The organism is Thermoanaerobacter uzonensis DSM 18761, from assembly GCF_900129115.1.
GTDB classification, from domain to species: domain Bacteria; phylum Bacillota; class Thermoanaerobacteria; order Thermoanaerobacterales; family Thermoanaerobacteraceae; genus Thermoanaerobacter; species Thermoanaerobacter uzonensis.
In genome coordinates this window covers 65,110-87,614 of the sequence record NZ_FQUR01000013.1, presented here as the reverse complement: position 1 = coordinate 87,614, position 22,505 = coordinate 65,110, and the positions used below count along the sequence as shown (strand labels likewise).

Here is a 22,505-nt window from a genome sequence, read left to right as displayed (position 1 = left end):
TAACACCTCGTTATATTCAATTGTAACAAAAAAAAAGATATATTTCTATATCTTTTAAGAAGCATTTGAAAAAACTTGATTTTTTATCTCTTCTAGTCTGTGTTTTTCATTCATGTAAAGAGAAATAAAGGTATCTACCACTTCGGGATGGAATTGTGTTCCTTTATATTTTAAAAGCTCATTTATAGCTTCTTCAACATTCATTCCCTTTCTGTAAGACCTATCTGAAGTCATGGCATCAAATGCATCTGCCACACCGAGAATTGCTGCCTCTATAGGAATTTCTTCCCCTTTTAACCCATAAGGATAGCCTTTCCCATCATATCGCTCATGATGCTTTGAAACAGCCTCTAATATCTCTTCTGGCAGATCAATAGGCATTAAAATTCTTCTTGATATTTCTGGATGACTTTTAATTACCTTATATTCTTCATCTGTAAGTTTTCCCGCCTTCAAAAGAATAGCATCTGAAATACCTATCTTTCCTATATCATGTAATATTCCAGCAATTCTAAGTTGTTCTACTTTTTCTCTTGAAAGCCCCATATATTCTCCTATCAAAGCCGCATATTGAGATACTCTCATTGAATGCCCTTTTGTATAAACGTCTTTTGCTTCAACTGCATAAGCAAGAGCTTCTATAGTCTTTATAAATAACTTCTTGATTTCGTCATAAAGCTTGGAATTTTCAATTGCAACAGAGACCGCACTCGCAATCGACCTCAACAAGCTCATGTTCTTTACTGTCTTGGTAGAAGTCCATACAGTCAATATTCCAATCGTTTCATTCCTGGAGACTAAAGGCACAATAACGGCAGAAAAGACTTCTTTAGCAACAAAAATAGAGGTTAAATTATTATCATGTGGAAACTCATCAACACCTTTTATTTTTATTTCTTTCAAATTCACTAAATCATTAATATCTTGTTGTGGCAATATTATTTCACTTGAGATAGGATAATCTTTAAGCTCCCCGCCTTTTGTAACTAAAATGAATTTTTGTGACTTTTTATCATGCTCCCTTATGGTGCAGAGAGGTGAATTGAGTATATTTGCCACCTTTTCCACAATATTATTTAACACTTCCTTCATGTCACTTCCCGATGTTAAAAGTCTTCCTACATCGCTTATGGCCAATATTTCATTGTTTTTTTCAACTATTTGCTGTTTAACATGATAGATCTCTGTAATATCCCTGGAAATACCTTGTATGCCTACCACATTTCCATCGACTTTAAGCCTTTTTACATGAGTTTCTGTTATGACTAACAGACCTTCTTTATTTTTAAAATTAATCTCCGAAAAATTGATTTTTCCTGCCATCATGTCTTTTAATGTCTCTTTACTTTCTTCATCCACAATTTCCAAGATACTTTTCCCTATTAACTCCGGAGGTGTATAATTCAAATATCTTACAACTCTTGAATTGACAAATTCAATAATAAAATTTTTGTCTGTCACCCACAAAATATCCAGAATATTATCAACTAACAATCTATACTTTCTTTCAGAAATTTCTAGCTCATGAGTTAAAACTTCTAATTGCTCATATGAAGCTTCCAACTCCGCATTAAATTCTTGCAATTCTTCGTTTTGGCGCATTAAATTTTCAGTTTGTTCTTTTAGTTTCATGTAACTTTGTGATAACTCCATTGCCATAGAATTGAAATTTTTTGATAGTTCTATAAATTCTTTTGAATCGGTAACATTTATGCGAAAACTAAAATCCCCTTGAGCTATTCTCTTTACACCTTCATTTAATTTCTCAAGGGGCTGAGATAGCTTTTTAGACAAAATGACAGATAGCCCCGTTGAAATTAATAAAATTATGCCACCGATAAAAATTTTATTTTCAAATCCTGATAAAAAATGCACAACAGACAATGTGTACACAGTTATCGATAAACCAAATAAAACAAAGAATAACTTTTTATTATAATCACTTAACATAAAATCCCCCAACTTTCTTCTTTTGTAGAAAACAACTTCCCTATGTTATTTCGGATAAACCCATAAAAACTTAAACGGAAACTTTTAAGAAGGGCTATGTAAAAAAACAATATGGGGTCTAGAATAAACATTGGAGTAGGCAAAAATCACCCATAAAAAAATAGCGCACTTATTCTGAATGCCTCCCACAAAAATAGACTCAGAATAAGTGCATCCCAAACATCACAAAATTTTTAAAAGCTAAAGATATGGTTTTTGAGAACATAATAGGCAAAAAAAAAATAAAAAATAAAAGGCCGTACACCCAGCTTCGACCTGCCACCATAAGCGTTACATAAGCAGTTAGCTCCACTCAAGCTCCCCTGCGGCACACGGAAGTGTTTGCTTACCGCTGCTTCCTTCCGGACCTGACGGGGTTCGCAAATTTCCGTTGCGCAGGACTCAAGTATCAACGCCACTTACTTATGCCAGACCTTACAATGGTCAAGCCTCAGCCTGGGAATTCGACCCTGCTATAGCGGGTTGCAGGTTACAGGGCACCGCTACCTCCCCATCTAGTACGGCCAAGAATTACCTTTTTCATGGCGGAGAGAGAGGGATTCGAACCCTCGGTACCCCTTTTAAAGGGTACACACGATTTCCAGTCGTGCACCTTCGTCCACTCGGTCATCTCTCCACGTTTTACTGGACTTCAACCCATATAATTACTCCACCGTTTTATTCAATTTTCATGGCGGAGAGAGTGAGATTCGAACTCACGAGGCGAAAAATTCGCCCACTCGCTTTCGAGGCGAGCGCTTTCGACCACTCAGCCATCTCTCCGCACTTATCCCCTCAAGTTTTCAAAAAAATCTTTTAAAAGAGTTTTGCATTCTTCTTCCATTATTCCAAAATACACTTCTGTTTTACTTCCCAAATAGCTGTTATTTAAAATATCAACTGCTGTACCTGCAGCACCAGACTTATCGCTTTCTGCACCTATATATACTCTTTTTATACGAGCCTCTAGAATAGCTCCAGCACACATACTACAAGGCTCTAAAGTTACATATATGCTACAGTCATCAAGTCTCCAACTGCCAAGAGTTTTACAAGCTTCCTTTATCGCTAATATTTCTGCATGAGCTGTTGCATCATTTGACGATTCTTTTTGATTAAAGCCTCTTCCAATTATTTGTCCATCTTTTACAATAACAGCTCCAACAGGTACTTCTCCAAGTAGGTAACTTTTCTTTGCCTCTAAAAGAGCCGCCTCCATAAACTTATTAATCATTATACTCCACCACAAGCAAAATTAACTTTTGCTTTTTTATTTACACTCTGCATAAAGGTATTTTATCAGAGAATTATTTAAGTGTCAAGTATACTCCTCTCTTAGATAGTGTCAAGATACTGTAGGATTTTTTAAGACAACCCCTGAAACTTACCTAATTCATGGCTTAGTCTGTCATGTTCTTTATATGACTTGCATGTATTTTATTGCTCTTAAAATTTTAAAAAATATTTTCATGCGGTATACGTTTATTTCTCGATTTATATAAATATTGTCAATCAAGTTGTTGACCGTATTTTTAATGATATAATTAGTTATAGAATTTAACATAAAGTAACCTATCAATGTAATAATAGCAATAAATGCACTAGTATAATATATTAAAATTCTTGTTCTAATTTTCATTATCTACCTCCTATGGTCCTGTTCCAATAGAGGCAATTTTCCATCCACCATCTTCAAACTTTAATGTAATAAATAATGTCCTTTCTCCCGAAATTGCAATTGGCTTTAAATCCTCAGGTACTCCTTCATATTGAAGGTCAATTTCTACTTTATATTCTTGGGTACCTTTTTCTTGAGGCATACTTTTTAAAAATTTTACATCTTTTATAGTTGCACTTTTTATATATTTTATATCATCTTTTACATTTTCATCCATTAATAACTTTCTATGTTCTTTTGTATATAACTTTGTATATTCATCGGGCTTTTTTTCTACCACAAGTTTATAAAATTCATAAATAACCTTAGTCGCATCTTTGTCTTGAATGGTCATATTAATGGATATATCTTTGTTGCTCTTTACTGGCTTTATATCTCCATTATTTGTACTTTTGCATGCGGTTAAATTGATTGGTAATATAAAACAAATAAATAAAATTAATAATTTTATAGATTTCACTTCAGCACCTCCAAATTTATTCTAATAATTTCATACAATTACATTATAAATTCCAATTGTTTCATTCTTGTTACATTCTTGTTTCAATCCTGCTACATTTTTATTAATTTTTCTTTATTTTTATTTTATACCCAATTTATATCCAAAGCCATAAACTGTTAATATATAAACTGGATTAGAAACATCATCTTCAATTTTTTTCCTCAAACGCAATATGTGAATATCCACAGTTCTTGTATCACCGCAGTAGTCATAACCCCATACCCTGTCAAGTAACTCATCTCTTGACAAAACAGTCCCCTTTGCTTCGATTAAAACTTTTAAAAGCTCAAACTCTTTAGGCGTTAAATTTAAAGGATTGCCGCTTTTTTTAACAACTTTTTGATCAAAATCAACAAAAAGCTCTTTATAGCTAAATGTCGTGCTTATTTTTTTTACTTCTTCCATTCTCCTTAACAGTGCTTTTACTCTTGCTAAAAATTCACGTGTATCAAAAGGTTTTGTAATATAGTCATCAGCTCCAAATTCAAGACCCAGAACTTTATCAATTATGTCACTTTTCGCCGTCAGCATTAAAATAGGTATTTTATATTTCGACGAAATTGTTTTTAAAATATCAAACCCATTTACATCAGGTAACATTACATCAAGAACAATCAGATCAGGTATGTTTTCTTTCAATTTCTCAATAATTTCCTTCCCATTTTGTGCGCATATTACATCATATCCTTCTTTTTTTAAAATAATACTTAACATGTTCAATAAAGAATTTTCATCATCACATACAAGTATCTTCTTCATAAATTTCCCTCCCATAACATCGTATATATATTGATTGATAGTGCAATAAAAAACTACAAAATTTTGGTTTAATTTTATACATTCACTCCTTTAAAAGATGCGTATAATTTTTCTGTAGATATTCGTATATCTTATGTGCTATTATTTTATGTCCCCTCTCATTAGGATGAATACCATCAGTACAAATAAATTGCCTAAAATCCGGGTAATCCAAAAAAGCGCTCCTTATATCAATAAGCCTTGTTTTTGTTTCTTCTGCTATACTTAATATAGCTGAGTTATACTTTTCCTGCCACCAATATATTTTAGTCACACTGCCTAACCATTTTAAAATGTTTTCACCCCTCTCTTCACTGTTTTTACTTATCCATTTAAAATATCTGTCAGCATCCAAAGGAGGTAATGTCATTAACACAGGAATTATGTTTGCATCCTCTAAGAATTTTATCAATTCTTTGAGCTTTTCTTTAAAAATATAAAAATCTGTTTTGGGTCTATGCTCAGCATGAGGATTCTTTGCAATTTCTTCCCAATCAAAATCACAGTCATTTCCTCCAAATTCTATTACAACTATATCAGGTTTATCTGACAAGTACCTCTTCAAAGTGTCAATACCTTTTAAAAGAGTGTTCCCAAATTTGGCAATATTTTTTACTGTTCCTTTTATATTGTCTTTTAGTAAATTTATATAATTTACATCCGATATAACATACTTATTTTTTTCTTCGCTATATACTACACCCTTTGAAATAGAGTCCCCTGTTATAACAATGGCATAATAATTTTGCAATGTCATACTGGCCATTTTTACCACTCCATCATAAAATTTTTATTTGCCAAAATATCAACTGACATCAACCATTTTGTAGCAAAAGTTAATTTTTTAGCAATTTCCATTATCATTATACCACCAATAACCTTTTAAACCAATAAAAGAAATCCATATCTTTGTGCAAAATAATGTTAGTCGAGTCCAAATAATAAAAAGAGTATCAGCACAATGCCAATACCCTTAACTTTATATAAATATTTTCGTATTCTGTTATAATTTCATAATAATTGAGAAATAATCTACGTATTTAAACTAAAAAAAGAATAAAACTTTAAAGTATAAATAATGCAAAATCAAACATAATAAATTATGAACCAATATATAAGGTGGTGAAAATATGGTAAAATGGACTCCTTCTATAGGTTGGGGTTGGTGGATCCTTATTCATGCTATAGCAATACCTGTAATATTTTATATAGGTATGACTTTAAAAGCATAATAATAGCTGTTCTTAAATACATTTGCTCAGAGTAAATATGTTAAATTGGTGCAGCTTGTGAGAAAGCACTAACAAAGCTTAGAAAGACCTCTGGTGGATGCAGGACCGTAGCAAAGAGAATCGGATGCGTTACTAGGAGAGGAGAATGTATGCCGAGGTATCCTGCCAAAACCCAACGGTCAAGTTTAGTTTTTTCGGTTTGAAATATCAGAATAACGATGAAAAATATCTTAATTTTAATATTTCGGCTTTTTGTCAACAAACCGACTCTCACCTTGTAGGTGAGAGTCAGACTGTAGACAAACTTCCGTAAAGGAGATATTTTGCATAAGGAGTGACTTGTTACAAAACGATAACAAAACTTAGCAAGACCGAGGGCGAAGGCAGGGCCGAGTGCCCGGTACCCTGCCGGAGCCCGGAGGGACTCGAACCCCCAGCCTTTTAATCCGTTTCAAACAAACTATTACCTCCTATATTTCCCTGCAACCCGCATGAATACTGATTTTTGATTTTTGTACTTTAACGTACTAAAACATTCTATAACTTTCTAAAACTTTTGTGGGAAAAGTGTGGGAATAAAAAATGCGGTTTTTGCACTGTCCATGCCGTGAAGACATAGTATTTTTTAAACTACATCCCGAAATAGCAAAAATGATTCAGATTTCTTTTTGCCCACTCCAACATTTATTATAAAAACAAAGTGCAGCCAAAACCGCTGCACTCTATTTTGTGAATATTCTTTCTTCTTGCTTTTGTTTAAGATATTCTTTTAAAGTCAAAATAGACAGGATAAAGATAGCGCCAGTGCCAGCTTTTAAAAATATCTTTATGAGTTCGCAGTAAATGCCAGCCTCCAAGTGCCCAGCACTTGCGCTGTTTCAGTATTCTCTCAGTGTCGCTGGAGACTGTATTAAAGCTACTGCCTGAGGCACAAACCAGACTTCGTAAAAGTTCTTTTGAATTTTCCAGGTTATACCTCAGCCACAACGTAATTAGGTTGGTCTTGTGGATCGTAGAAAAATGCATCCCAAACTTTTGGAGAAAGGTCATTGTAATATTTATTTCCGCTCCTTCCTGTTACGTTTTTTTGGCATTTTATATTGTGTTCCTCCTCCTGGCTGGTCAAACCATGGTGCTGTCTTGCCTTCAAGCCCTTCAAATGGCTTAATTACCTCATATACACTATATGGCAATTTTTTGTTTTCCGGTGGAAATGACCTCATTTCAAATGGCGTCCCTACTGGTGCCGTAAAATATCCATTTATCTCTTTTCCATATCTATCAAATCTCTCTCCTGGTTTGAATACCTTCTTTACTGGTGTACCTTCAAATTCATCATTTAGCGGCCATATAGGCTTGCCATTTTTGTCAAGCCATTTTGAGACCACTTTTGATATGCTTGAAGTCGCTTTTTTACAGTTGTTGTTTCTATTTTCTCCGTCCTTCGGAAACATTCTTTATTGCTTTTTCTGCAACTCCCACCACTTTCTCTGTTTTTGCTACATCTACTGCTGCATCCGCTGCTTTCGCAATCTATACTATCAAATTCTTAGTATTTTTATTTTATTCTTACTGTATTCCCTATTTTATTATTTTTATTGTATAATGTACAACCTTTTCATTTGATATGATAGACTAATGTACCAGGACTATCCTGGCAGATTAGTCCAATTCAACGTTTATTTGTAAATAACAAGTATATCGCTTGTATAACCTTTAGCCTCAAAGGTTGATGCAATTTCTCCCCAGTCAAATTCTGCTACATCTTCTTTATAATATTCACCATCCCGTGTTCTCTTTAATTCTATCCCTTTACTTCTTAAATATTCACATGTATTTCTTTCCTCTTAGGTTCATTATTCCATTCTTTTATAAGTGGACTGTCCATTGCAAGTGAAACTTCTTTTAAGAAGGAATCTTTGAAATATAAACTAATGTAGAAATCTCTTCCGTCTATTTTGTGAGGTCCTCCTATGCTCATGTACATTTTTTCATCTTGTCCGGTATAATATCTTGTTTTTTTGAACTCTTCAAGACTTAATTTTGGTGATAATATTAAATCTGAGTTTATTATTATCTCCCCTGTTTTTAAATCTATCATTTTTACCTCTCCTTTATAACTAAAAATCTGCCAGGTATACCCTTGCATATTCTAATCTTTTAGCTGTCTTTCATACATTCGCGCGACATCCCAAAGTTTTCTCTTTATCTGGGGTTCAACTTCCCAACCATCTGTGAAATACCATGGATACTCCAATGCCCTTTTGTTCTTAGGTGGTAATCTGTTCTCTATTGCCATTTTCCTTAATTCTTCTAATTCTTTTTTTATAAACTCAAGTTGGTTTATTTCTCCATATCCTGGTATACCTTTTTTCCTGTTTTCTATCTCTTTCTCAAGCTCGGGTATTACATCATCTATTGCTTCTATTAGTTCTCTTACTTCGTATAATTTGTTCCTTTTAAGGACCATGCGTTCTTACCCTCCTTCAATACTTCTGGATTCGGCAGAAATATCTGTCTTGCTCCTCCCGGTCTTCCCCACTTTTCATGTGGTGCTACTGTTCCATCTAATACCTTTGTCCCTTTTGGAATTATCCACTCCGGTACCTTTTCTGCTTTATTTTTAGGTGGCAATGCAAGTTCATTCTCCGGATCTTTTAAAAGTCTGTCTGTTAGCCAATGACCACGTGGTTTAGCTTTACCGCCGAAATATCTGTATGCTTTAAAATCTTTTTCTACTTTTACAACCTTTGCACCCGGATTAAAGGCTTCTATTATGGAACGTCTATCGCTAATGTCATTTATTCCACTTTCTTTTAAAAATCTTGCTACTTCTCTTAATTCTTTAAACGTTGCTTTTTCTGTAGTTTGTGTTGTTACTTCTTTTACTGCCGTTACTGCAGCTTTTTCTACAACTCCCACTGCTTTCCCTGCTTTTGTTATATCTACTGCTGCCTCCGATGCTTTCGCAGTTCCTGCTATTACTGTTGCCTCTTTTAATATTTTAACTCCTTTGTCTATCCCTTTTGTTCCTACTACTGCTAACCCTATTTCCCCTACTATCCTTCCTGCTATTTTCGATTTTGTATTTGCATCTCCTGTTTTGAAGTCGTTATATATTTTTATTGCTTCATTTTTTATTACATTTGCTGTCTCAGCAGGATGGGTTGCTGCATAAGCTATTCCTTGTGCAGTCTCTACCGGATGTGTTGCTATTGTCCATACTCCTTTTAATGTATCAACTACTGCATCACCCATGCCTTCTCCAAAATTTTTTAATACTGTTACTGTATTTACATTTTGCTGATTTATTGTTATCTGTCCGTTTTTGTCGTATATTTTATAATTTTGTAGTGTTGTACTTCCATTTATTTGCCCGGCAATTATATTTATCTTTGGTGTTGTACTTCCACCTGCTATTGGTGTCGTGCTGCCATCTTTGTTGTATATTACTGGTGTGGTGCTTGCTGATATGTATGGCGTTATACTCGCGCTTTTAAGATATGATGGATAAGGGCTTCCATTCGTTTGCACAGGCGTTGCGCTCCCACTTTTGCTGTATACTGTATAGGCTGTTATTGCATCATTATTGTTGGTTAGCCCTGTTGTGGTACTACCTCCTAGAGGAATAACAGAAGGTGATGCACTCGCACTTTTATATAAGGCTGTTGTGCTCCCACTATAGTTTTTATTTGTATTTGTTTGAGCTAAATATGCTATGCCTGCTATTTTTGTATTTGATGTGTTTTGCAGTGCTTGATAAAAGTTTGAGTTTTTTTGTTGCACAGGTGTTGTACTACCACTACTTGATGTTACAGATTTTACAGGCGTCGATGCTGTATTTGCTTTTGGTACTTCATTTGCAGTTGATATGCTGCTTGCTGCTTTTGTTAGTGCTTTAAGTGTCTGGGGACCTATTATTCCATCTGGTGTGAGGCCATTCGCTTTTTGAAAGGCTTTTATTGCTGCATCTGTGTTTTTGCCAAATATACCGTCAACTCCACCCGTAGAAATATCCCAGTTTGTTCAATACCTGCTGTACCGCCTTTACGTCTTCTCCTCTTGAGCCTTTTGATAGGTATCCGCTTTGTTTTGAAGAAATTGCTGAGGTTTTGTAACTTCCCCCTGTCTCTAATGCATACATTTTCTCCTCTCCCTTATTTTATTTTTCTTTTGTTGTGTGGTCAATAAGAAAATCTACATATCTCACCTCTCTTTCTGAGTTTGTATTGAATTTATTAATTACACGCCAGTGTTTTGGCGTATAATTTACGTTATAAGAGAGAGTTGAATAAATCTGTATACTTTTCTACCATTTTCTGTGCTGTGAAGAGTTCTTTTCTTTTATAAAGTTTTTCCATTTCTTTTTCTATTTCTTCTACTGTATCTTCTTGAAATGTCTTTATTGCTTTTTCCAGTTCTCCTTCTTGATAAGGATCAAAAGTGTATTTGTACTCACCTATAATTTCAGAAATTCCTCCATTTCTGCTTGTTATTACTGGAGTTTTTGCATTAATTGCTTCCAGAACTACATACCCAAAAGGCTCATAAAGCGAAGGAATTATAAGGGCATCAAGTGAGTTTAGAAATGCTTTTTTTCTTTCACCATGGCACCATCCATAAAAGTGTATTTTATTTTGCATTTCTGCAGCTTCAATGTAGTTAAGTATTGCGCTCAGGTAAAAAGGATCCTGATTATCACAGGCAATATGAAGTTCTCCGTCTATTTTTTTAAATGCTTTTATACATTCTAAAAGTCCTTTTCTATAGTCAAGCCTTCCTATAAAGCCAAAGTTTCTTCTAGTTGGTTTTACATTTCTTTTTATACTATCTGCGCTGTCAAATTCCATTCCATTGTGTATGACGTAAATCTTGTTTTCTAGTTCGGGATAAAGTGATTTTAATTTTTCTTTTTCTGCCTCTAACACACAAATTATTGCATCTGCTCTGTAAGACAGTGTTTCAAAGTCTTTCTGTATTTGATAATTTCCTCCAAATGGATCTTCTATTGCATATGGTTCTGTCGCGGGAACCGAGTGAACTACATATACCAGTTTTTTATTTTTTAGGATCTCTTCCTCTGCTATGAAACTTAAACCGTAAAAGTGAACTATAGCTATCTGAAAGTTTATCTCTTTTAATCTCCCTATTTCTTTATATGAAACTGATAATATGTCTTTTATGCCAGGATATGATTCTATTCTTATGTCAGTAAGTATCTCATCATCATAAAAATGAACAAATCCTGTGTCTTCTGTATGGTGTTTGTACAATTGATCTATATATGTTGCTATACCACCAGCCATGTATTTGCCTATCTCATTTGTAAAGTGTAAAATCTTATAATTAGCTTTAAAATTTATGTTTATCATAAGTCTTTAAACTCCCCCAGTATTACGTTGTATTTTTTGATTAGATACCTTTCCTGCTTTGAAGAAACTTTGATAGGCAAAACCGGAAATTTTGATAGGTCAGGGTCTTCAAATTTTCTTGAAAAATCAAGTATAAAAAATCCTTCTTCATTTTCATCAAGAGGATATTGGTCATATGGAAGAACCATTATTCTTCCTCCTACTTTTATTTCTTTGGGTATGAATTTCATATAAATCCATCCTTTTGTGTTATTTTATACTATTTATTTCGAAATTTCGATAAATTCTTTATTAAGTTTAGCTTTTCCATGAAATTTTTTGTTAAATATGTGTTAAAAAGAAAATTCCTATTTTTATAATTTGTAAATGAAGAGTTATTAAAGCTTCATCGGCATTTCTTCTGCTTTTATTGTCCTTATACTACATTCCAGAAACATTTCTTCCTGTTCCTCCAGGCATAATATTTCTATTTCCGTCGCTTTTGTACATCTATACTGCACCAGTATTAGATAGTTTTTTACCTTTGCAATTTTTTCTACGTCGTTCAAAATTAAAACCGTTTCTGTTTATTCCCTGTACTGTAGTCCGCCTATTAGCTCTTTTTTAGATTTTTTGTACCTACATAAAATAAAAAAAGCAGGCTTTGGGCTCGCCTGCTACTGTATTACTGGCTTTTTATTCGTAGTGTGTCTACATCCTATAGATTTTTACAACCTTTTCTTCTTCCAGAACTTCGTATATTATTCTATGCTGTATATTTATTCTTCTTGAAAACTTCCCTCGCAAATCTCCCTTTAATTTCTCATAAGGAGGAGGATTTTGATAAGGATTTTCTTTTAATATTTTTAAAATTTCTTTTGCTTTTTTATCCAATCCGCATTCTTCTAGTTTCTTTGCATCTTTTAAAGCATATTTTGAAAATTTTAGTTTATATCCCATCCTAAATCTTCCTCATCCTTCCATTCATCTAATGGAGTTTTATCTGCATCCATAATACTTTCTTTTAAGTTAGGTACTGATAACAAATACAATGTTTCTTGAATTGCGTTCCAGTCTTCTTCAGAAATCAAAATTGCGTTGCCTTTTCTAGAAGTTATTTGGATTGGTTCGCTGTTTTCCCTTACTTGCTCAATTATTTTATATATGTTTTGTCTTACTTTTGTTACAGGCATTGTCTTCATTTAAATCACCTCTGTAAATAATTATAACGTACATAAAAATGTACATAACAAAAATTTTTAACTTTTTTAGGATGTTGTAAAAAGCAGCAATTATAATAAAGCATCCACTGCCTGCTTGGAGAGTTTATTACGACAAGAAAGTCTTCATCCAGTTCTTTTATTCGCCTTGCCTCACTTACAAGCCCGGATGATACTATAATCTTTTTTCTCGAATTTTCTAAGACAGTACTGACAATTTCATCAGCCTTATTGGGTAAGTCGAAGATTATAACGTCAAAAGCACTTCTTGCAAATCTTATAATGTGAAAAAGGTCTCCACATGTCTATAATAACCCACTTTACTTTATTCCTGTCTTTAAATCTTTTGAAATATTCACTTAAATTCTCTTGTTTTTAGTCTTCTAAAATATCTAATATTTTTCTTTCTTTTGGGTCTACAATAATGCAATGATATTTCCTGCCTCCAGAGTTCCCAATGTGGTTTCTGTTTCATCTTAGTATGCAGTTCTATTCTGTTGTCATTTTCTATAACACCTTCCCAAATTATCTCTTCAGATTCTAGGAAATTTGTGATATAATTACCTTGCACTTATTCTGATGCCTCCTTTTTAGATTGTTTTTTCCACTTCTATTATAGCAGGCATTCAGAATAAGTGCTCTATTTTTATTCTTTTCTCACCTACACCCCAACATTTATTATAGAACCGAAAAATTAAAGGTAGGCTCGGCCTACCTTAACGATATTGAAAACGGATATGTATTTACAACTAAAGGTTGTGTCTGAACTTTTAAGACACGCTGATGTTTCAACTACAGCAAACATATATATTCACGTAATGCCAAAAGAAAAAATAACTGCGGTTGAAACATTAAACGATTTGCTTCGATAAAAATGGGGGTTCTCCTCTCTTTATTTTTATTATGTCGTAGAATCTTTAATTGTCCTGTAATTCTCTATATCTAACTAAAACTTTTGTGGGAAAAGTGTGGGAAAAACAAAAAAATAAGAGATTTATATTCTTTCAAACTTAGTATTTTCAAGCATTCTGGTGCGCCCGGAGGGACTCGAACCCCCAGCCTTCTGATCCGTAGTCAGGCGCTCTATCCAATTGAGCTACGGGCGCTTAAGCTATAATATATAATAACATATTTTAATTTTGATTTCAATTGTAATCCTCTTTATTTTCCCTTATATTATTTTTTCACACTTTTATTTAATTCATCTAATATCTTCCTTAATTCCTCCATATATTTGCCAAAATCAGACCAATTTCCTTTCTGAACTGCTTCCATGGCGTTTTGATATGTTTCATGAGCGTTCTCTATAAGCTGCTTTTGTGTATCATTTGCTGTATTTGAAGGTGCATTTTGCTGAGGTATTTGCTGAGTATTCAGGTTAAACAATTTATTTAAAGCATTTTTTAAAGTATCTTCCATTACAATCTGGTCTTTATAAGCTACAATAACTCTCTTTACTTCTGGCAATGCATTCTGATTTTGCGACTGTATATACAAAGGCTCTACATAAAGCATAGAATCATCAATCGGAATCGAAAGGAGATTTCCTCTACTGACTGCTGAGCCCTGTTGGTTCCACAAACTCAATTCTTTAGAAATATTAGGATCTTGATCAATCATGTTTTCTATTTGCAAAGGTCCATATACAATTGTATTTTTAGGAAATTTGTATACAATAAGTTTGCCGTAGTCATTACCATCCATCCTTGCAGCCATCCACGCCACCATATTGGCTTTTGTCGCAGGAGTATAAGGTATCATCAAAATAAATTCTTCCTTGCTTTCCCCAGGTAACCTCATTATCATATATTGAGATTCTTGGTACTCTATTTTATCTTCAAATTTTTCTTTTGCAATATCCCATGCGTCTTCTTTATTGTAAAACACTTGTGGGTCAGTCATGTGATAATTTTTATAAACCTCTGCTTGAATGTCAAATAGAAATTGAGGATACCTTATATGTTGTTTCAAACCATGAGGCATTTCTTTTATATCTCTAAATAATGTAGGGAAAATTTTGCTATATACTTTTATTAAAGGATCATTATTGTCTGAAATATAGTACTTAACATCTCCATTATAAGCATCTACAACTACTTTCACAGAATTTCTTATATAATTGATTCCCATACTCCTATAAGGTTGAGAATATGGATAATTAGTAGAATATGTGTAAGCGTCTATTATCCAATATAATTTGCCATTATCTATTACAATATAAGGGTCATCGTCATAGAGCAAAAAAGGAGCTATTTTAGAAACCCTTTGCTCTATATTACGATATATCATTATTTTACTGTCTTTTGTTATATCAGTAGACAATAAAATTCTTGCATCTTTGGTATATATACTAAAAAGTACTCTGTTTATAAATGTCATAGGTATACCTGTAGTTCCCTTATAATTTGTCTGGACATTTTTGTCTCCAGAAGGATAATCAAATTCTCCAGTTTTTGTATTTACAATAACATAATCGTTAGTAAGTTCTCCAAAGTAAATTTCAGGCCTATCAATTTTTATATCCGTGTCGGTAGAAGGTGGTATGTTTTTTATTATCATAGCCGGTTGGCCTGTTGGTGTAACATCATTGACTAGAGACATTACTACACCGTAGCCATGGGTGTATTTTAAATGTAAATTTATCCATGTTTTTGCTTGAGGAGATAAACTTTCGTGGTCCATCTCTCTTGCTGCTAAAAATACTTGCCTGTATTTTCCATTTATTGTATACCTATCTATGTCAATGTCATTAAACTTGTAATAAAGCCTTATCGCTTGCAATTGATTATATGCCTGTTTAACTGGTCTATAGTCGTTAATCATTATATTATCAATAGTAGCCTTATTTTCTTCCAAAACTTTAGGAGTTAACTCTTTTTTCATATCATAATTTTCTTCTGTTACTCTATCTAACCCAAAAGCCTTTTTTGTGTATTCTATGTTATAGCTTATATATTTTTTTTCTTTGTCTAACTCATTAGGAGAAACAATTAAATTCTGAACGGCTGTTTCAGTGATCACCATTATGGCTGCTAAAATTATTATAATAGCCGGAGCAGCAACTATATATTTTATATTTTTCTTATAAAATCCTATCAAAAGCAAAATAGCTGCTACAAAAGAAATTATTGCAAGTGCCCTATAAAATTGCAGTGAAACGTGAATATCAGTATAAGTCGCTCCAAAAACTATACCTTTGGTAGAATACAAAAGTTTAAAAGCTTTTAAATAATGCCCTATGCCCATGAGTACAAAAAAGATAAATCCTAAGAGGACAACTTCTTTAAATGCTTTTATTAAAATGTCTTTGTTATAAATGGCTTTAAATAAATTCCCGTCTCTATCTGAAATCTCGTAAAACCTCGTTTTATCAGACAAGTACATTAGTCCATACGCGATTATTACGACAACTATTATCACAGGTATAAACACAATTAAAAGATTATAAATATCATAAAAAAGAGGTAATTTAAACATATAGAAGCTAATATCTTTATGAAATATGGGGTCAGTTTCATTAAAATCTACAGAATTTACAAAAAACAATAAATCATTCCACCAATTTGTCGCTGCATATAGCGTTATAAATAGTGCAATTAATAGAGAAATAGCAATACCTAATCTTCTATATATGTTAATATTTTTTTTAACGATTATATCCTGTGCAAAATTAACATAATCTCTTATTATCTTGTTTGTATAAAAACACAAAACCATAAATACAAGAACAAAAATCGGCACGCCCATTGTAAGCTGAGTCAAAAATTTTTTAAAAAATACATCAAAATAATGTAAATCAGAAAACCATTGAAAATCCACGAGGATGTTTATAAAACTTACAATAATTCCTAAAATCACAAAAATTAAAATGATAAAAGAAATTAAAAAAATATTAGGTCTTTTCAAACTCAGCACCCCTTTTTCATAGCTTTTCTTTTTATTAATTATATCATAATCTTAATATGTAGTCTTAGAGAAAGAAGAAAGATAAACTTAATAAATATTTAATAACTTGTAACATTCTATTAATTGACTTTTAATTTTTAAAATGCTATATATTCATTATATAAGCAAAATAATGGTACGGTAGTTATAGGAGGAAAAGCCATGAAAAGAATACTAAAAATAATAATTCTTATTATAATAGGTATCGTCCTTTCCCTAGGTGTAGGAACTTATATATTTTATAAAAATATCCATGTTCCTGTTTCAAATGAAAAAAATACTTCTACCGTTAGTAAAAATGAGTCTCAAAATAAAGAACAAGCTATAGAAAATAAAAACATTCTTTTTGTAGGCAGTGATGAAAACAATTTATCAGATACTATTTTTGTAATAAACTATGACGCTGTAAACAAAAAAATAAATATATTATCAATTCCAAGAGATACATACTATCCAAGGCCAGGATTTAACGCTCCAGAAGAGAAAAAAATAAATGCTGCCTTTTCTGAAGAAAAAATTGAAGGGCTAGAAAAAGCAATAGAAGATTTATTAGATATCAAAATTGATAATTATGTAATTTTAAATTATGAAGGTTTCAAGAAAATAATAGATACAATTGGAGGAGTAGAAGTCGATGTACCTTTTAACATGAAATACGATGACAACAGTGCAAATCCCCCTCTTCATATAGATTTAAAAAAAGGTAGGCAAGTATTAGATGGAGAAAAGGCAATTCAGTTTGTAAGATATAGACATGGTTATGTAGACGGTGACCTTGGAAGAATAAATGCACAGCATCAATTTCTCCAAGCTTTATTAAAAAAAATACTACAACCCTCAATATTGCCAAAAGTACCTTCTTTAGCAATAACAGTTAGTCAATATTTGAAAACAGACCTAACTGCCTCCGAGATAACTCAATACGCTTATCAATTTATAAAAGACAAGCCTTCATCTATAGATGCAAGAACCCTTCCTGGAGAAGGACGATATGATGGTAATACCAGTTATTTCTTTGTAGACAGTTTAAAAGCTCAAGAAATAATAAAAGAACTTTTCAGCAATGAAGTCTCAAGCTCAAATAATTCAACTACGTCTTTACTTGAAAATAAAGACATAAAAGTAGAAGTTTTAAACGGTGCAGGAATACCGGGACTTGCTACAAAATATGCTGAAATTTTAAAAAACCAAGGTTTTGATGTTGTGAAGATTGGAAACGTCGTCGGTATGACTTTTACTTCTTCCCACGTATATGCGAGAACTAATGAAGAAAAAGCTAAAAAAGTTGCAAAAACACTTTTTATAACCAATGTAGAAAAAGATATCTCACCTGATGCAAGAGTAGATGTGACAGTTATATTAGGCAAAGACAAAGAATAAAAGTAGGCAAAAGCCTACTTTTATTCTTTATATGAAAAATAGAGCAACCACATAATAAAATGGCGGAGAAGGAGGGACTCGAACCCTCGCGCCGGGTTATCCCCGACCTACAGTCTTAGCAGGACCGCCCCTTCACCATCTTGGGTACTTCTCCACGCTGGTTGCTCCTAAGAAATATTAACTTTCTGGCGGAGAGGGTGGGATTCGAACCCACGGCTCCGTGAGGAGTCACTGGTTTTCAAGACCAGCTCCTTAAACCACTCGGACACCTCTCCCAGCTGGGACGATATAAAGTATATCATACACCAGCAGCGTTGTCAATATGCTTTAGAAGTATAATATTTGAATATAATACATTTATTTCTTTATAACATCTACTCTCATGTAAGGTCTTAAAACTTCCGGTATGACAACTGAACCATCTTTTTGCTGATAGTTTTCTAATATTGCAGCAAAAGTCCTTCCTACAGCAACCCCAGAACCATTTAAAGTATGGACATATTGTGCTTTTCCTCCATTTTTAGGTCTGTATTTTATATTAGCTCTTCTTGCTTGAAAATCTTCACAATTACTGCAAGAGGATATTTCCACATATCTTCCATAGCTTGGCATCCAAACTTCTATGTCATATTTCTTTGAAGCAGTAAAACCTAAATCTCCTGTGCATATAGCCACTACTCTGTAAGGAAGTCCTAATGCCTGTAAAACTTCTTCAGCATCTTTAGTCATTCTTTCTAATTCTTCATAGGATTTTTCTGGTTCTGTAAATTTGACAAGTTCAACTTTATTGAATTGGTGCTGCCTTATAAGTCCTCTTGTATCTCTCCCCGCAGAACCTGCTTCTTGTCTGAAGCATGCGCTATAAGCACAATGATATATTGGAAGCTCGTCACCATCTATTATTGTATCTCTGTACATATTGGTTACAGGCACTTCTGCTGTGGGTATCAAAAAATAATCAGTATCGTAAACTTTAAAAGCATCTTCTTCAAATTTAGGAAGTTGTCCTGTGCCAAGCATACTCCTTCTATGTACCATAAATGGGGGAAACACCTCAGTATACCCATGTTTTTCAACGTGTAAGTCCAGCATGAAGTTTATAAGTGCCCTTTCTAAACGAGCCCCAAGACCTTTGTAAAAAGTGAACCTGGAGCCTGTTACTCTCGCTGCAGCTTCAAAGTCCAAAATACCCAATTCTTCCCCTATTTCCCAATGAGGCTTTGGTTCAAAGTCAAATTTTCTTGGTTCACCCCATCTTCTTACTTCAACATTATCTTCATCGCTATCACCGATTGGCACGCTCTCGTGAGGTATATTAGGGATTGTCCACAAAATTCGCTCTAATTCTTCTTCTACCTCTTTTACTTCTTGCTCCTTTTCTTTAATTTTGTCGGACAATTCCTTCATTTCACCTATCAAGTCACTAGCATTTTTTCCTTCTCTTTTAAGTTTTGCAATATTATCTGACTCTACATTTCGCCGATTTTTTAATGCTTCTAATTCTACTAACATCTGCCTTCTTTTCTCATCTAATTCTAAAAATTTATCTATATCTGCCTTGTCTTTTTTAAGCTCAATAGCCCGCTTTACAGCTTCAGGATTGCTTCTTATTCTTTTTACATCTAACACCTGATACACCTCCTTTAAAAAATAATTCCCGTCCCATAAAGGGACGGGAATACCGTGTTGCCACCCTCTTTCGGCTTAAACAAGCCCTCCACATGATTTAACGGTCGCCCGAAGGTCATTACACCTTAGCTCCGGGATGGAATTCATAAGTAAAACTTACTGGTTCTCACCCGCCACCAGCTCTCTTAAAAGTTTATACTTACTACTCGTCCCTTCATTGCCAACATATTTCTTTTTTCAATATTATACTACTTTATCACTTTACTTTCAATAGCTATTTTCCAGACATAGAACCAATTCGATCGGGAGGCCATATTCTAAAGACTATTTTGCCCAAAATTTGATCTTTCGATACGTACTTGTGTTCCCAAAACCTACTATCCATCGATTGGTTTCTATTATCTCCCAGCATAAAATAATGACCAGGTGGAACTACATATGGACCAAAATTTCCCTTCATTGGTTCTTTTATATAAGGTTCCTTCACTACTTTCCCATTTCTTATTAACTGACCATTTTTTATTTCAATCACATCTCCACCAATACCAATAACTCTTTTTACAAAATTAACCTTTGGATCGTCAGGAAAACGAAATACTACAATATCCCCTCTTTTGACAGGTTCAAACCTGTATATAAATTTGTTTACAATAAATTTATCATTTATTTGAATAGTATTTAGCATTGAACCGGTAGGTACATCTACCAATTCAAAAACATAGGTCCTTATGAACATTGCAATTAAAAAAGCAAGAGCTATAGTAAATATCCAGCTTAATATTTCTTTTTGCACATTTTTGCCCATATTTTCTCTCCTCACTTAAAAGTACAGTGATATTATAACATAAACTTCAAACAAATTCTAATTTTTTTATTTTGTATGTATATTTTTTCTAATATCTGTTAATAATAAAATTAAAGAATTTTTTGGGAGAGATGTAAAATGAAAGAAATAGAGTATCTTTTAGATTTAGCTGAAATAAAAGACACAGAGTACAAAAATTTACTGGCTTTACTTTCCCTCATAGATTTACTGGTAGAAAAAGGACTTATAACGAGAAGTGAACTTGCACAAAAATCAAAAGAAATAGCAAAAATAAAAACCGCCCTTTGAAAAATCCGTTTCGGCGGATTTTTTTATTACAGACAACAATTACTCTTAATGATAGACTTTTATCAATTCTCATATTATAATAAAAAGGAAGGAGGTCAAAACGGTGAATAATTTTCTATTGAGATACGGTGATATAATAAAAAAAACACTACTCATTGTTGCTGTCTTTATTATATTTTACTTGGTCATATTTAAAATTATTCCTTTCTTGATGCCATTTGTAGTTGCTTTGCTTTTTGCTGTAATAATTGATCCTGGTGTAAATTTCTTGGAAAAAAAATTAAAGGTGCCAAGAGGATTAGCATCTTTTTTATTACTTTTATTGTTAATTGGTATAATAAGTTCTTTAATTGCTCTTGCAATAACACAATTGGTTTATGAACTAAATACTTTAGCTGATATAGCTACCCATCATACAGAAAATATAAATAACTATGTTTTAAACCTAATTGAAAGAATAAAATTATATTATGTGACTCTTCCTCCTGATATTACATCGTTTATTGAAGGTGAAATACAAACAATTGCAAATAATATTTCAGCTCTAGCTAAACAAATTGCTACATGGCTTTTGACTCTTGCTACTAAATTACCCAATTTTCTCTTTATGACTTTAATCTCTTTTGTATCTGCTTTTTTTATGAGTAAAGACAAGTATATAATATTAGACTTTATAAAAAGGCAGTTTCCTTCACAATGGTCAATGCACGCTAAGAATATTCAAATAGACCTTTTTAGAACAATGTTTGGATATCTTAAAGCCACTTTTATTGTTTTATTTATGATTTTTGTGGAAGCTTCTATAGGTCTTGCTATCATAGGTATTAAATACTATCTCCTTTTAGGACTTTTAGTAAGTTTAGCAGACCTTCTCCCTGCATTAGGGTCCGGTTTTGTACTCATTCCGTGGGCTATATACCATATAATTACAAAAAATTACATGATAGGAATATATCTTTTGATATTGTATGGATTTATAACAGTTGTGAGACAAATAGTAGAACCAAAAATATTAGGATATACAATAGGATTGCACCCTCTCGTGATACTTCTTTCTATGTTTATAGGTGCAAAACTTTTTGGTTTTACAGGGTTTATCATGGGGCCTGTATTTGTGGTAGTATTTAAAGCTCTTCAAAAAGCAGAAATTATCCCTCCTTGGAAATAAAAGATGGGCTTTTTGCCCTTATTTTATTTCCTCCATTAGATTTGCCATCTCTATTGCAGTAACAGCTGCCTCAAAACCTTTATTGCCACTCTTTGTTCCTGCCCTTACAATAGCTTGCTCAATTGTATCTGTGGTAAGAACACCGAATATAACTGGAACTTCTGTATCAAGAGATATTTTTGCAATACCTTTTGATACCTCATTTGCAACGTAATCAAAATGGGGTGTTTCTCCTCTTATTACTGCTCCAAGTGCAATTACTGCATTATACCTTTTAGATTCAGCCATTTTTTTAGCTATAAGTGGTATTTCAAATGCTCCAGGTACCCACGCAATTTCAATATCCTCATTTAAAGCACCATGCCTTTTTAAGGCATCAAGTGCCCCTTCGAGAAGTTTTCCCGTTATAAATTCATTGAATCTGCTTACCACAATTCCAAATTTCTTTCCTTCTGCTATAAGTTTTCCTTCATATATTTTCATAAACTATACACTCTCC

Annotated in this window: 23 protein-coding genes, 5 tRNA genes, 1 other RNA gene, 1 pseudogene and 1 other annotated feature; of the genes and pseudogenes, 3 read left to right on the top strand and 27 right to left on the bottom strand. The window is 33.1% G+C overall.

All coding sequences use genetic code 11. The features are described 5' to 3' along the window. Nucleotides 1-54: 54 nt before the first annotated feature. From BUB32_RS08730 to BUB32_RS08620, 22 genes and pseudogenes are all read right to left on the bottom strand, one after another. On the bottom strand, nt 55-1,950 hold the full coding sequence (locus BUB32_RS08730; protein WP_072969051.1) for an HD domain-containing phosphohydrolase: 1,896 nt from the start codon (nt 1,948-1,950) through the stop codon (nt 55-57). Between the two features lie 296 nt (nt 1,951-2,246). Further along, nucleotides 2,247-2,513, bottom strand: an RNA gene (ffs, locus tag BUB32_RS08725) — signal recognition particle sRNA large type. Between the two features lie 19 nt (nt 2,514-2,532). Beyond that, nucleotides 2,533-2,626: transfer RNA gene (locus BUB32_RS08720), tRNA-Ser, on the bottom strand. 55 nt (nt 2,627-2,681) lie between these two features. Continuing rightward, a tRNA-Ser gene (locus tag BUB32_RS08715) sits at nt 2,682-2,772 on the bottom strand. A 4-nt stretch (nt 2,773-2,776) separates the two neighbouring features. Then, nucleotides 2,777-3,223, bottom strand: coding sequence for a nucleoside deaminase (locus BUB32_RS08710; protein ID WP_072969050.1), 447 nt, complete (start codon nt 3,221-3,223; stop codon nt 2,777-2,779). Between the two features lie 183 nt (nt 3,224-3,406). Next, nucleotides 3,407-3,628, bottom strand: a complete 222-nt coding sequence (locus BUB32_RS08705; RefSeq protein WP_072969049.1) for a hypothetical protein — start codon at nt 3,626-3,628, stop codon at nt 3,407-3,409. Nucleotides 3,629-3,638: 10 nt separating this feature from the next. Next, nucleotides 3,639-4,127 (bottom strand): hypothetical protein, encoded by a 489-nt coding sequence (locus BUB32_RS08700; protein WP_072969048.1) that lies wholly within the window; start codon nt 4,125-4,127, stop codon nt 3,639-3,641. Nucleotides 4,128-4,247: 120 nt separating this feature from the next. After that, nucleotides 4,248-4,928 carry a response regulator transcription factor gene (locus BUB32_RS08695; protein ID WP_072969047.1) on the bottom strand — a complete coding sequence of 227 codons (681 nt, stop codon included), beginning with the start codon at nt 4,926-4,928 and terminating at the stop codon, nt 4,248-4,250. A gap of 82 nt (nt 4,929-5,010) precedes the next feature. Next, nucleotides 5,011-5,733, bottom strand: coding sequence for an SGNH/GDSL hydrolase family protein (locus BUB32_RS08690; protein ID WP_072969046.1), 723 nt, complete (start codon nt 5,731-5,733; stop codon nt 5,011-5,013). 1,524 nt (nt 5,734-7,257) lie between these two features. Next, on the bottom strand, nt 7,258-7,653 hold the full coding sequence (locus tag BUB32_RS08680; RefSeq protein ID WP_072969045.1) for a TNT domain-containing protein: 396 nt from the start codon (nt 7,651-7,653) through the stop codon (nt 7,258-7,260). Nucleotides 7,654-8,018: 365 nt separating this feature from the next. Beyond that, nucleotides 8,019-8,300: a hypothetical protein gene (locus BUB32_RS08675; protein ID WP_072969044.1), complete on the bottom strand. Its 282-nt coding sequence runs from the start codon at nt 8,298-8,300 to the stop codon at nt 8,019-8,021. Between the two features lie 51 nt (nt 8,301-8,351). Further along, nucleotides 8,352-8,669 (bottom strand): hypothetical protein, encoded by a 318-nt coding sequence (locus BUB32_RS08670; protein ID WP_072969043.1) that lies wholly within the window; start codon nt 8,667-8,669, stop codon nt 8,352-8,354. Beyond that, a complete protein-coding gene (locus BUB32_RS12715; protein ID WP_234949259.1) occupies nt 8,636-9,985 on the bottom strand; it encodes a hypothetical protein in 1,350 nt (449 codons plus the stop codon). Before BUB32_RS12715 ends, BUB32_RS08670 begins: the two co-directional genes overlap by 34 nt. A 208-nt stretch (nt 9,986-10,193) precedes the next feature. After that, the gene (locus BUB32_RS12710) at nt 10,194-10,343 is read right to left on the bottom strand and encodes a peptidoglycan-binding domain-containing protein (RefSeq protein WP_143152802.1); all 150 of its coding nucleotides are present in this window, start codon (nt 10,341-10,343) and stop codon (nt 10,194-10,196) included. A gap of 130 nt (nt 10,344-10,473) precedes the next feature. Continuing rightward, on the bottom strand, nt 10,474-11,571 hold the full coding sequence (locus tag BUB32_RS08655) for a glycosyltransferase family 4 protein (RefSeq protein ID WP_072969042.1): 1,098 nt from the start codon (nt 11,569-11,571) through the stop codon (nt 10,474-10,476). Next, complete coding sequence (locus BUB32_RS08650) at nt 11,568-11,801, bottom strand: hypothetical protein (RefSeq protein ID WP_072969041.1); 234 nt, start codon at nt 11,799-11,801, stop codon at nt 11,568-11,570. Before BUB32_RS08650 ends, BUB32_RS08655 begins: the two co-directional genes overlap by 4 nt. Before the next feature lie 147 nt (nt 11,802-11,948). Further along, nucleotides 11,949-12,119: a hypothetical protein gene (locus BUB32_RS12835; protein ID WP_159428537.1), complete on the bottom strand. Its 171-nt coding sequence runs from the start codon at nt 12,117-12,119 to the stop codon at nt 11,949-11,951. Nucleotides 12,120-12,261: 142 nt separating this feature from the next. Next, entirely contained in the window at nt 12,262-12,510 is a 249-nt protein-coding gene (locus BUB32_RS08645) for a Txe/YoeB family addiction module toxin (protein ID WP_072969040.1), read from the bottom strand. Then, the gene (locus tag BUB32_RS08640; RefSeq protein WP_072969039.1) at nt 12,495-12,752 is read right to left on the bottom strand and encodes a type II toxin-antitoxin system Phd/YefM family antitoxin; all 258 of its coding nucleotides are present in this window, start codon (nt 12,750-12,752) and stop codon (nt 12,495-12,497) included. Before BUB32_RS08640 ends, BUB32_RS08645 begins: the two co-directional genes overlap by 16 nt. Nucleotides 12,753-13,055: 303 nt before the next feature. After that, nucleotides 13,056-13,341: pseudogene (locus tag BUB32_RS13420) on the bottom strand (transposase); the annotation flags it as partial. Nucleotides 13,342-13,799: 458 nt separating this feature from the next. Continuing rightward, nucleotides 13,800-13,876, bottom strand: a tRNA-Arg gene (locus tag BUB32_RS08625). A gap of 70 nt (nt 13,877-13,946) precedes the next feature. Then, entirely contained in the window at nt 13,947-16,676 is a 2,730-nt protein-coding gene (locus tag BUB32_RS08620) for a UPF0182 family membrane protein (RefSeq protein WP_072969037.1), read from the bottom strand. Nucleotides 16,677-16,877: 201 nt separating this feature from the next. On the opposite strand from BUB32_RS08620, the gene BUB32_RS08615 reads away from it, so the two are divergent. Further along, nucleotides 16,878-18,095, top strand: a complete 1,218-nt coding sequence (locus BUB32_RS08615) for an LCP family protein (RefSeq protein ID WP_072969036.1) — start codon at nt 16,878-16,880, stop codon at nt 18,093-18,095. A gap of 60 nt (nt 18,096-18,155) precedes the next feature. On the opposite strand, the gene BUB32_RS08610 is transcribed toward BUB32_RS08615, so the two are convergent. From BUB32_RS08610 to lepB, 4 genes are all read right to left on the bottom strand, one after another. Then, nucleotides 18,156-18,249, bottom strand: a tRNA-Ser gene (locus BUB32_RS08610). A 32-nt stretch (nt 18,250-18,281) separates the two neighbouring features. Continuing rightward, nucleotides 18,282-18,370: transfer RNA gene (locus BUB32_RS08605), tRNA-Ser, on the bottom strand. Between the two features lie 82 nt (nt 18,371-18,452). Beyond that, nucleotides 18,453-19,724 carry a serine--tRNA ligase gene (gene serS, locus BUB32_RS08600; RefSeq protein ID WP_072969035.1) on the bottom strand — a complete coding sequence of 424 codons (1,272 nt, stop codon included), beginning with the start codon at nt 19,722-19,724 and terminating at the stop codon, nt 18,453-18,455. A 36-nt stretch (nt 19,725-19,760) separates the two neighbouring features. Beyond that, nucleotides 19,761-19,951 (bottom strand) — a binding site (T-box leader). A gap of 47 nt (nt 19,952-19,998) precedes the next feature. Then, the gene (lepB, locus tag BUB32_RS08595; protein ID WP_072969034.1) at nt 19,999-20,529 is read right to left on the bottom strand and encodes a signal peptidase I; all 531 of its coding nucleotides are present in this window, start codon (nt 20,527-20,529) and stop codon (nt 19,999-20,001) included. Between the two features lie 138 nt (nt 20,530-20,667). Here lepB and BUB32_RS12975 point away from each other — a divergent pair, with 138 nt between their 5' ends. Both BUB32_RS12975 and ytvI read left to right on the top strand, forming a co-directional pair. Continuing rightward, nucleotides 20,668-20,838, top strand: coding sequence for a hypothetical protein (locus BUB32_RS12975; RefSeq protein ID WP_200773870.1), 171 nt, complete (start codon nt 20,668-20,670; stop codon nt 20,836-20,838). Nucleotides 20,839-20,941: 103 nt separating this feature from the next. After that, complete coding sequence (gene ytvI / locus BUB32_RS08590) at nt 20,942-22,006, top strand: sporulation integral membrane protein YtvI (RefSeq protein WP_072969033.1); 1,065 nt, start codon at nt 20,942-20,944, stop codon at nt 22,004-22,006. Between the two features lie 18 nt (nt 22,007-22,024). On the opposite strand, the gene ribH is transcribed toward ytvI, so the two are convergent. Beyond that, complete coding sequence (gene ribH / locus BUB32_RS08585) at nt 22,025-22,489, bottom strand: 6,7-dimethyl-8-ribityllumazine synthase (protein WP_072969032.1); 465 nt, start codon at nt 22,487-22,489, stop codon at nt 22,025-22,027. Between the last annotated feature and the right edge of the window lie 16 nt (nt 22,490-22,505).

Bases quoted from the DNA above. Each gene is read 5' to 3' on its own strand.
- BUB32_RS08730 (WP_072969051.1), bottom strand. From the start codon at position 1,950: ATGTTAAGTGATTATAATAAAAAGTTATTCTTTGTTTTATTTGGTTTA.
- BUB32_RS08710 (WP_072969050.1), bottom strand. From the start codon at position 3,223: ATGATTAATAAGTTTATGGAGGCGGCTCTTTTAGAGGCAAAGAAAAGT.
- BUB32_RS08705 (WP_072969049.1), bottom strand. From the start codon at position 3,628: ATGAAAATTAGAACAAGAATTTTAATATATTATACTAGTGCATTTATT.
- BUB32_RS08695 (WP_072969047.1), bottom strand. From the start codon at position 4,928: ATGAAGAAGATACTTGTATGTGATGATGAAAATTCTTTATTGAACATG.
- BUB32_RS08690 (WP_072969046.1), bottom strand. From the start codon at position 5,733: ATGGCCAGTATGACATTGCAAAATTATTATGCCATTGTTATAACAGGG.
- BUB32_RS08680 (WP_072969045.1), bottom strand. From the start codon at position 7,653: ATGTTTCCGAAGGACGGAGAAAATAGAAACAACAACTGTAAAAAAGCG.
- BUB32_RS08675 (WP_072969044.1), bottom strand. From the start codon at position 8,300: ATGATAGATTTAAAAACAGGGGAGATAATAATAAACTCAGATTTAATA.
- BUB32_RS08670 (WP_072969043.1), bottom strand. From the start codon at position 8,669: ATGGTCCTTAAAAGGAACAAATTATACGAAGTAAGAGAACTAATAGAA.
- BUB32_RS12710 (WP_143152802.1), bottom strand. From the start codon at position 10,343: ATGTATGCATTAGAGACAGGGGGAAGTTACAAAACCTCAGCAATTTCT.
- BUB32_RS08655 (WP_072969042.1), bottom strand. From the start codon at position 11,571: ATGATAAACATAAATTTTAAAGCTAATTATAAGATTTTACACTTTACA.
- BUB32_RS08650 (WP_072969041.1), bottom strand. From the start codon at position 11,801: ATGAAATTCATACCCAAAGAAATAAAAGTAGGAGGAAGAATAATGGTT.
- BUB32_RS08645 (WP_072969040.1), bottom strand. From the start codon at position 12,510: ATGGGATATAAACTAAAATTTTCAAAATATGCTTTAAAAGATGCAAAG.
- BUB32_RS08640 (WP_072969039.1), bottom strand. From the start codon at position 12,752: ATGAAGACAATGCCTGTAACAAAAGTAAGACAAAACATATATAAAATA.
- BUB32_RS08615 (WP_072969036.1), top strand. From the start codon at position 16,878: ATGAAAAGAATACTAAAAATAATAATTCTTATTATAATAGGTATCGTC.
- lepB (WP_072969034.1), bottom strand. From the start codon at position 20,529: ATGGGCAAAAATGTGCAAAAAGAAATATTAAGCTGGATATTTACTATA.
- BUB32_RS12975 (WP_200773870.1), top strand. From the start codon at position 20,668: ATGAAAGAAATAGAGTATCTTTTAGATTTAGCTGAAATAAAAGACACA.
- ribH (WP_072969032.1), bottom strand. From the start codon at position 22,489: ATGAAAATATATGAAGGAAAACTTATAGCAGAAGGAAAGAAATTTGGA.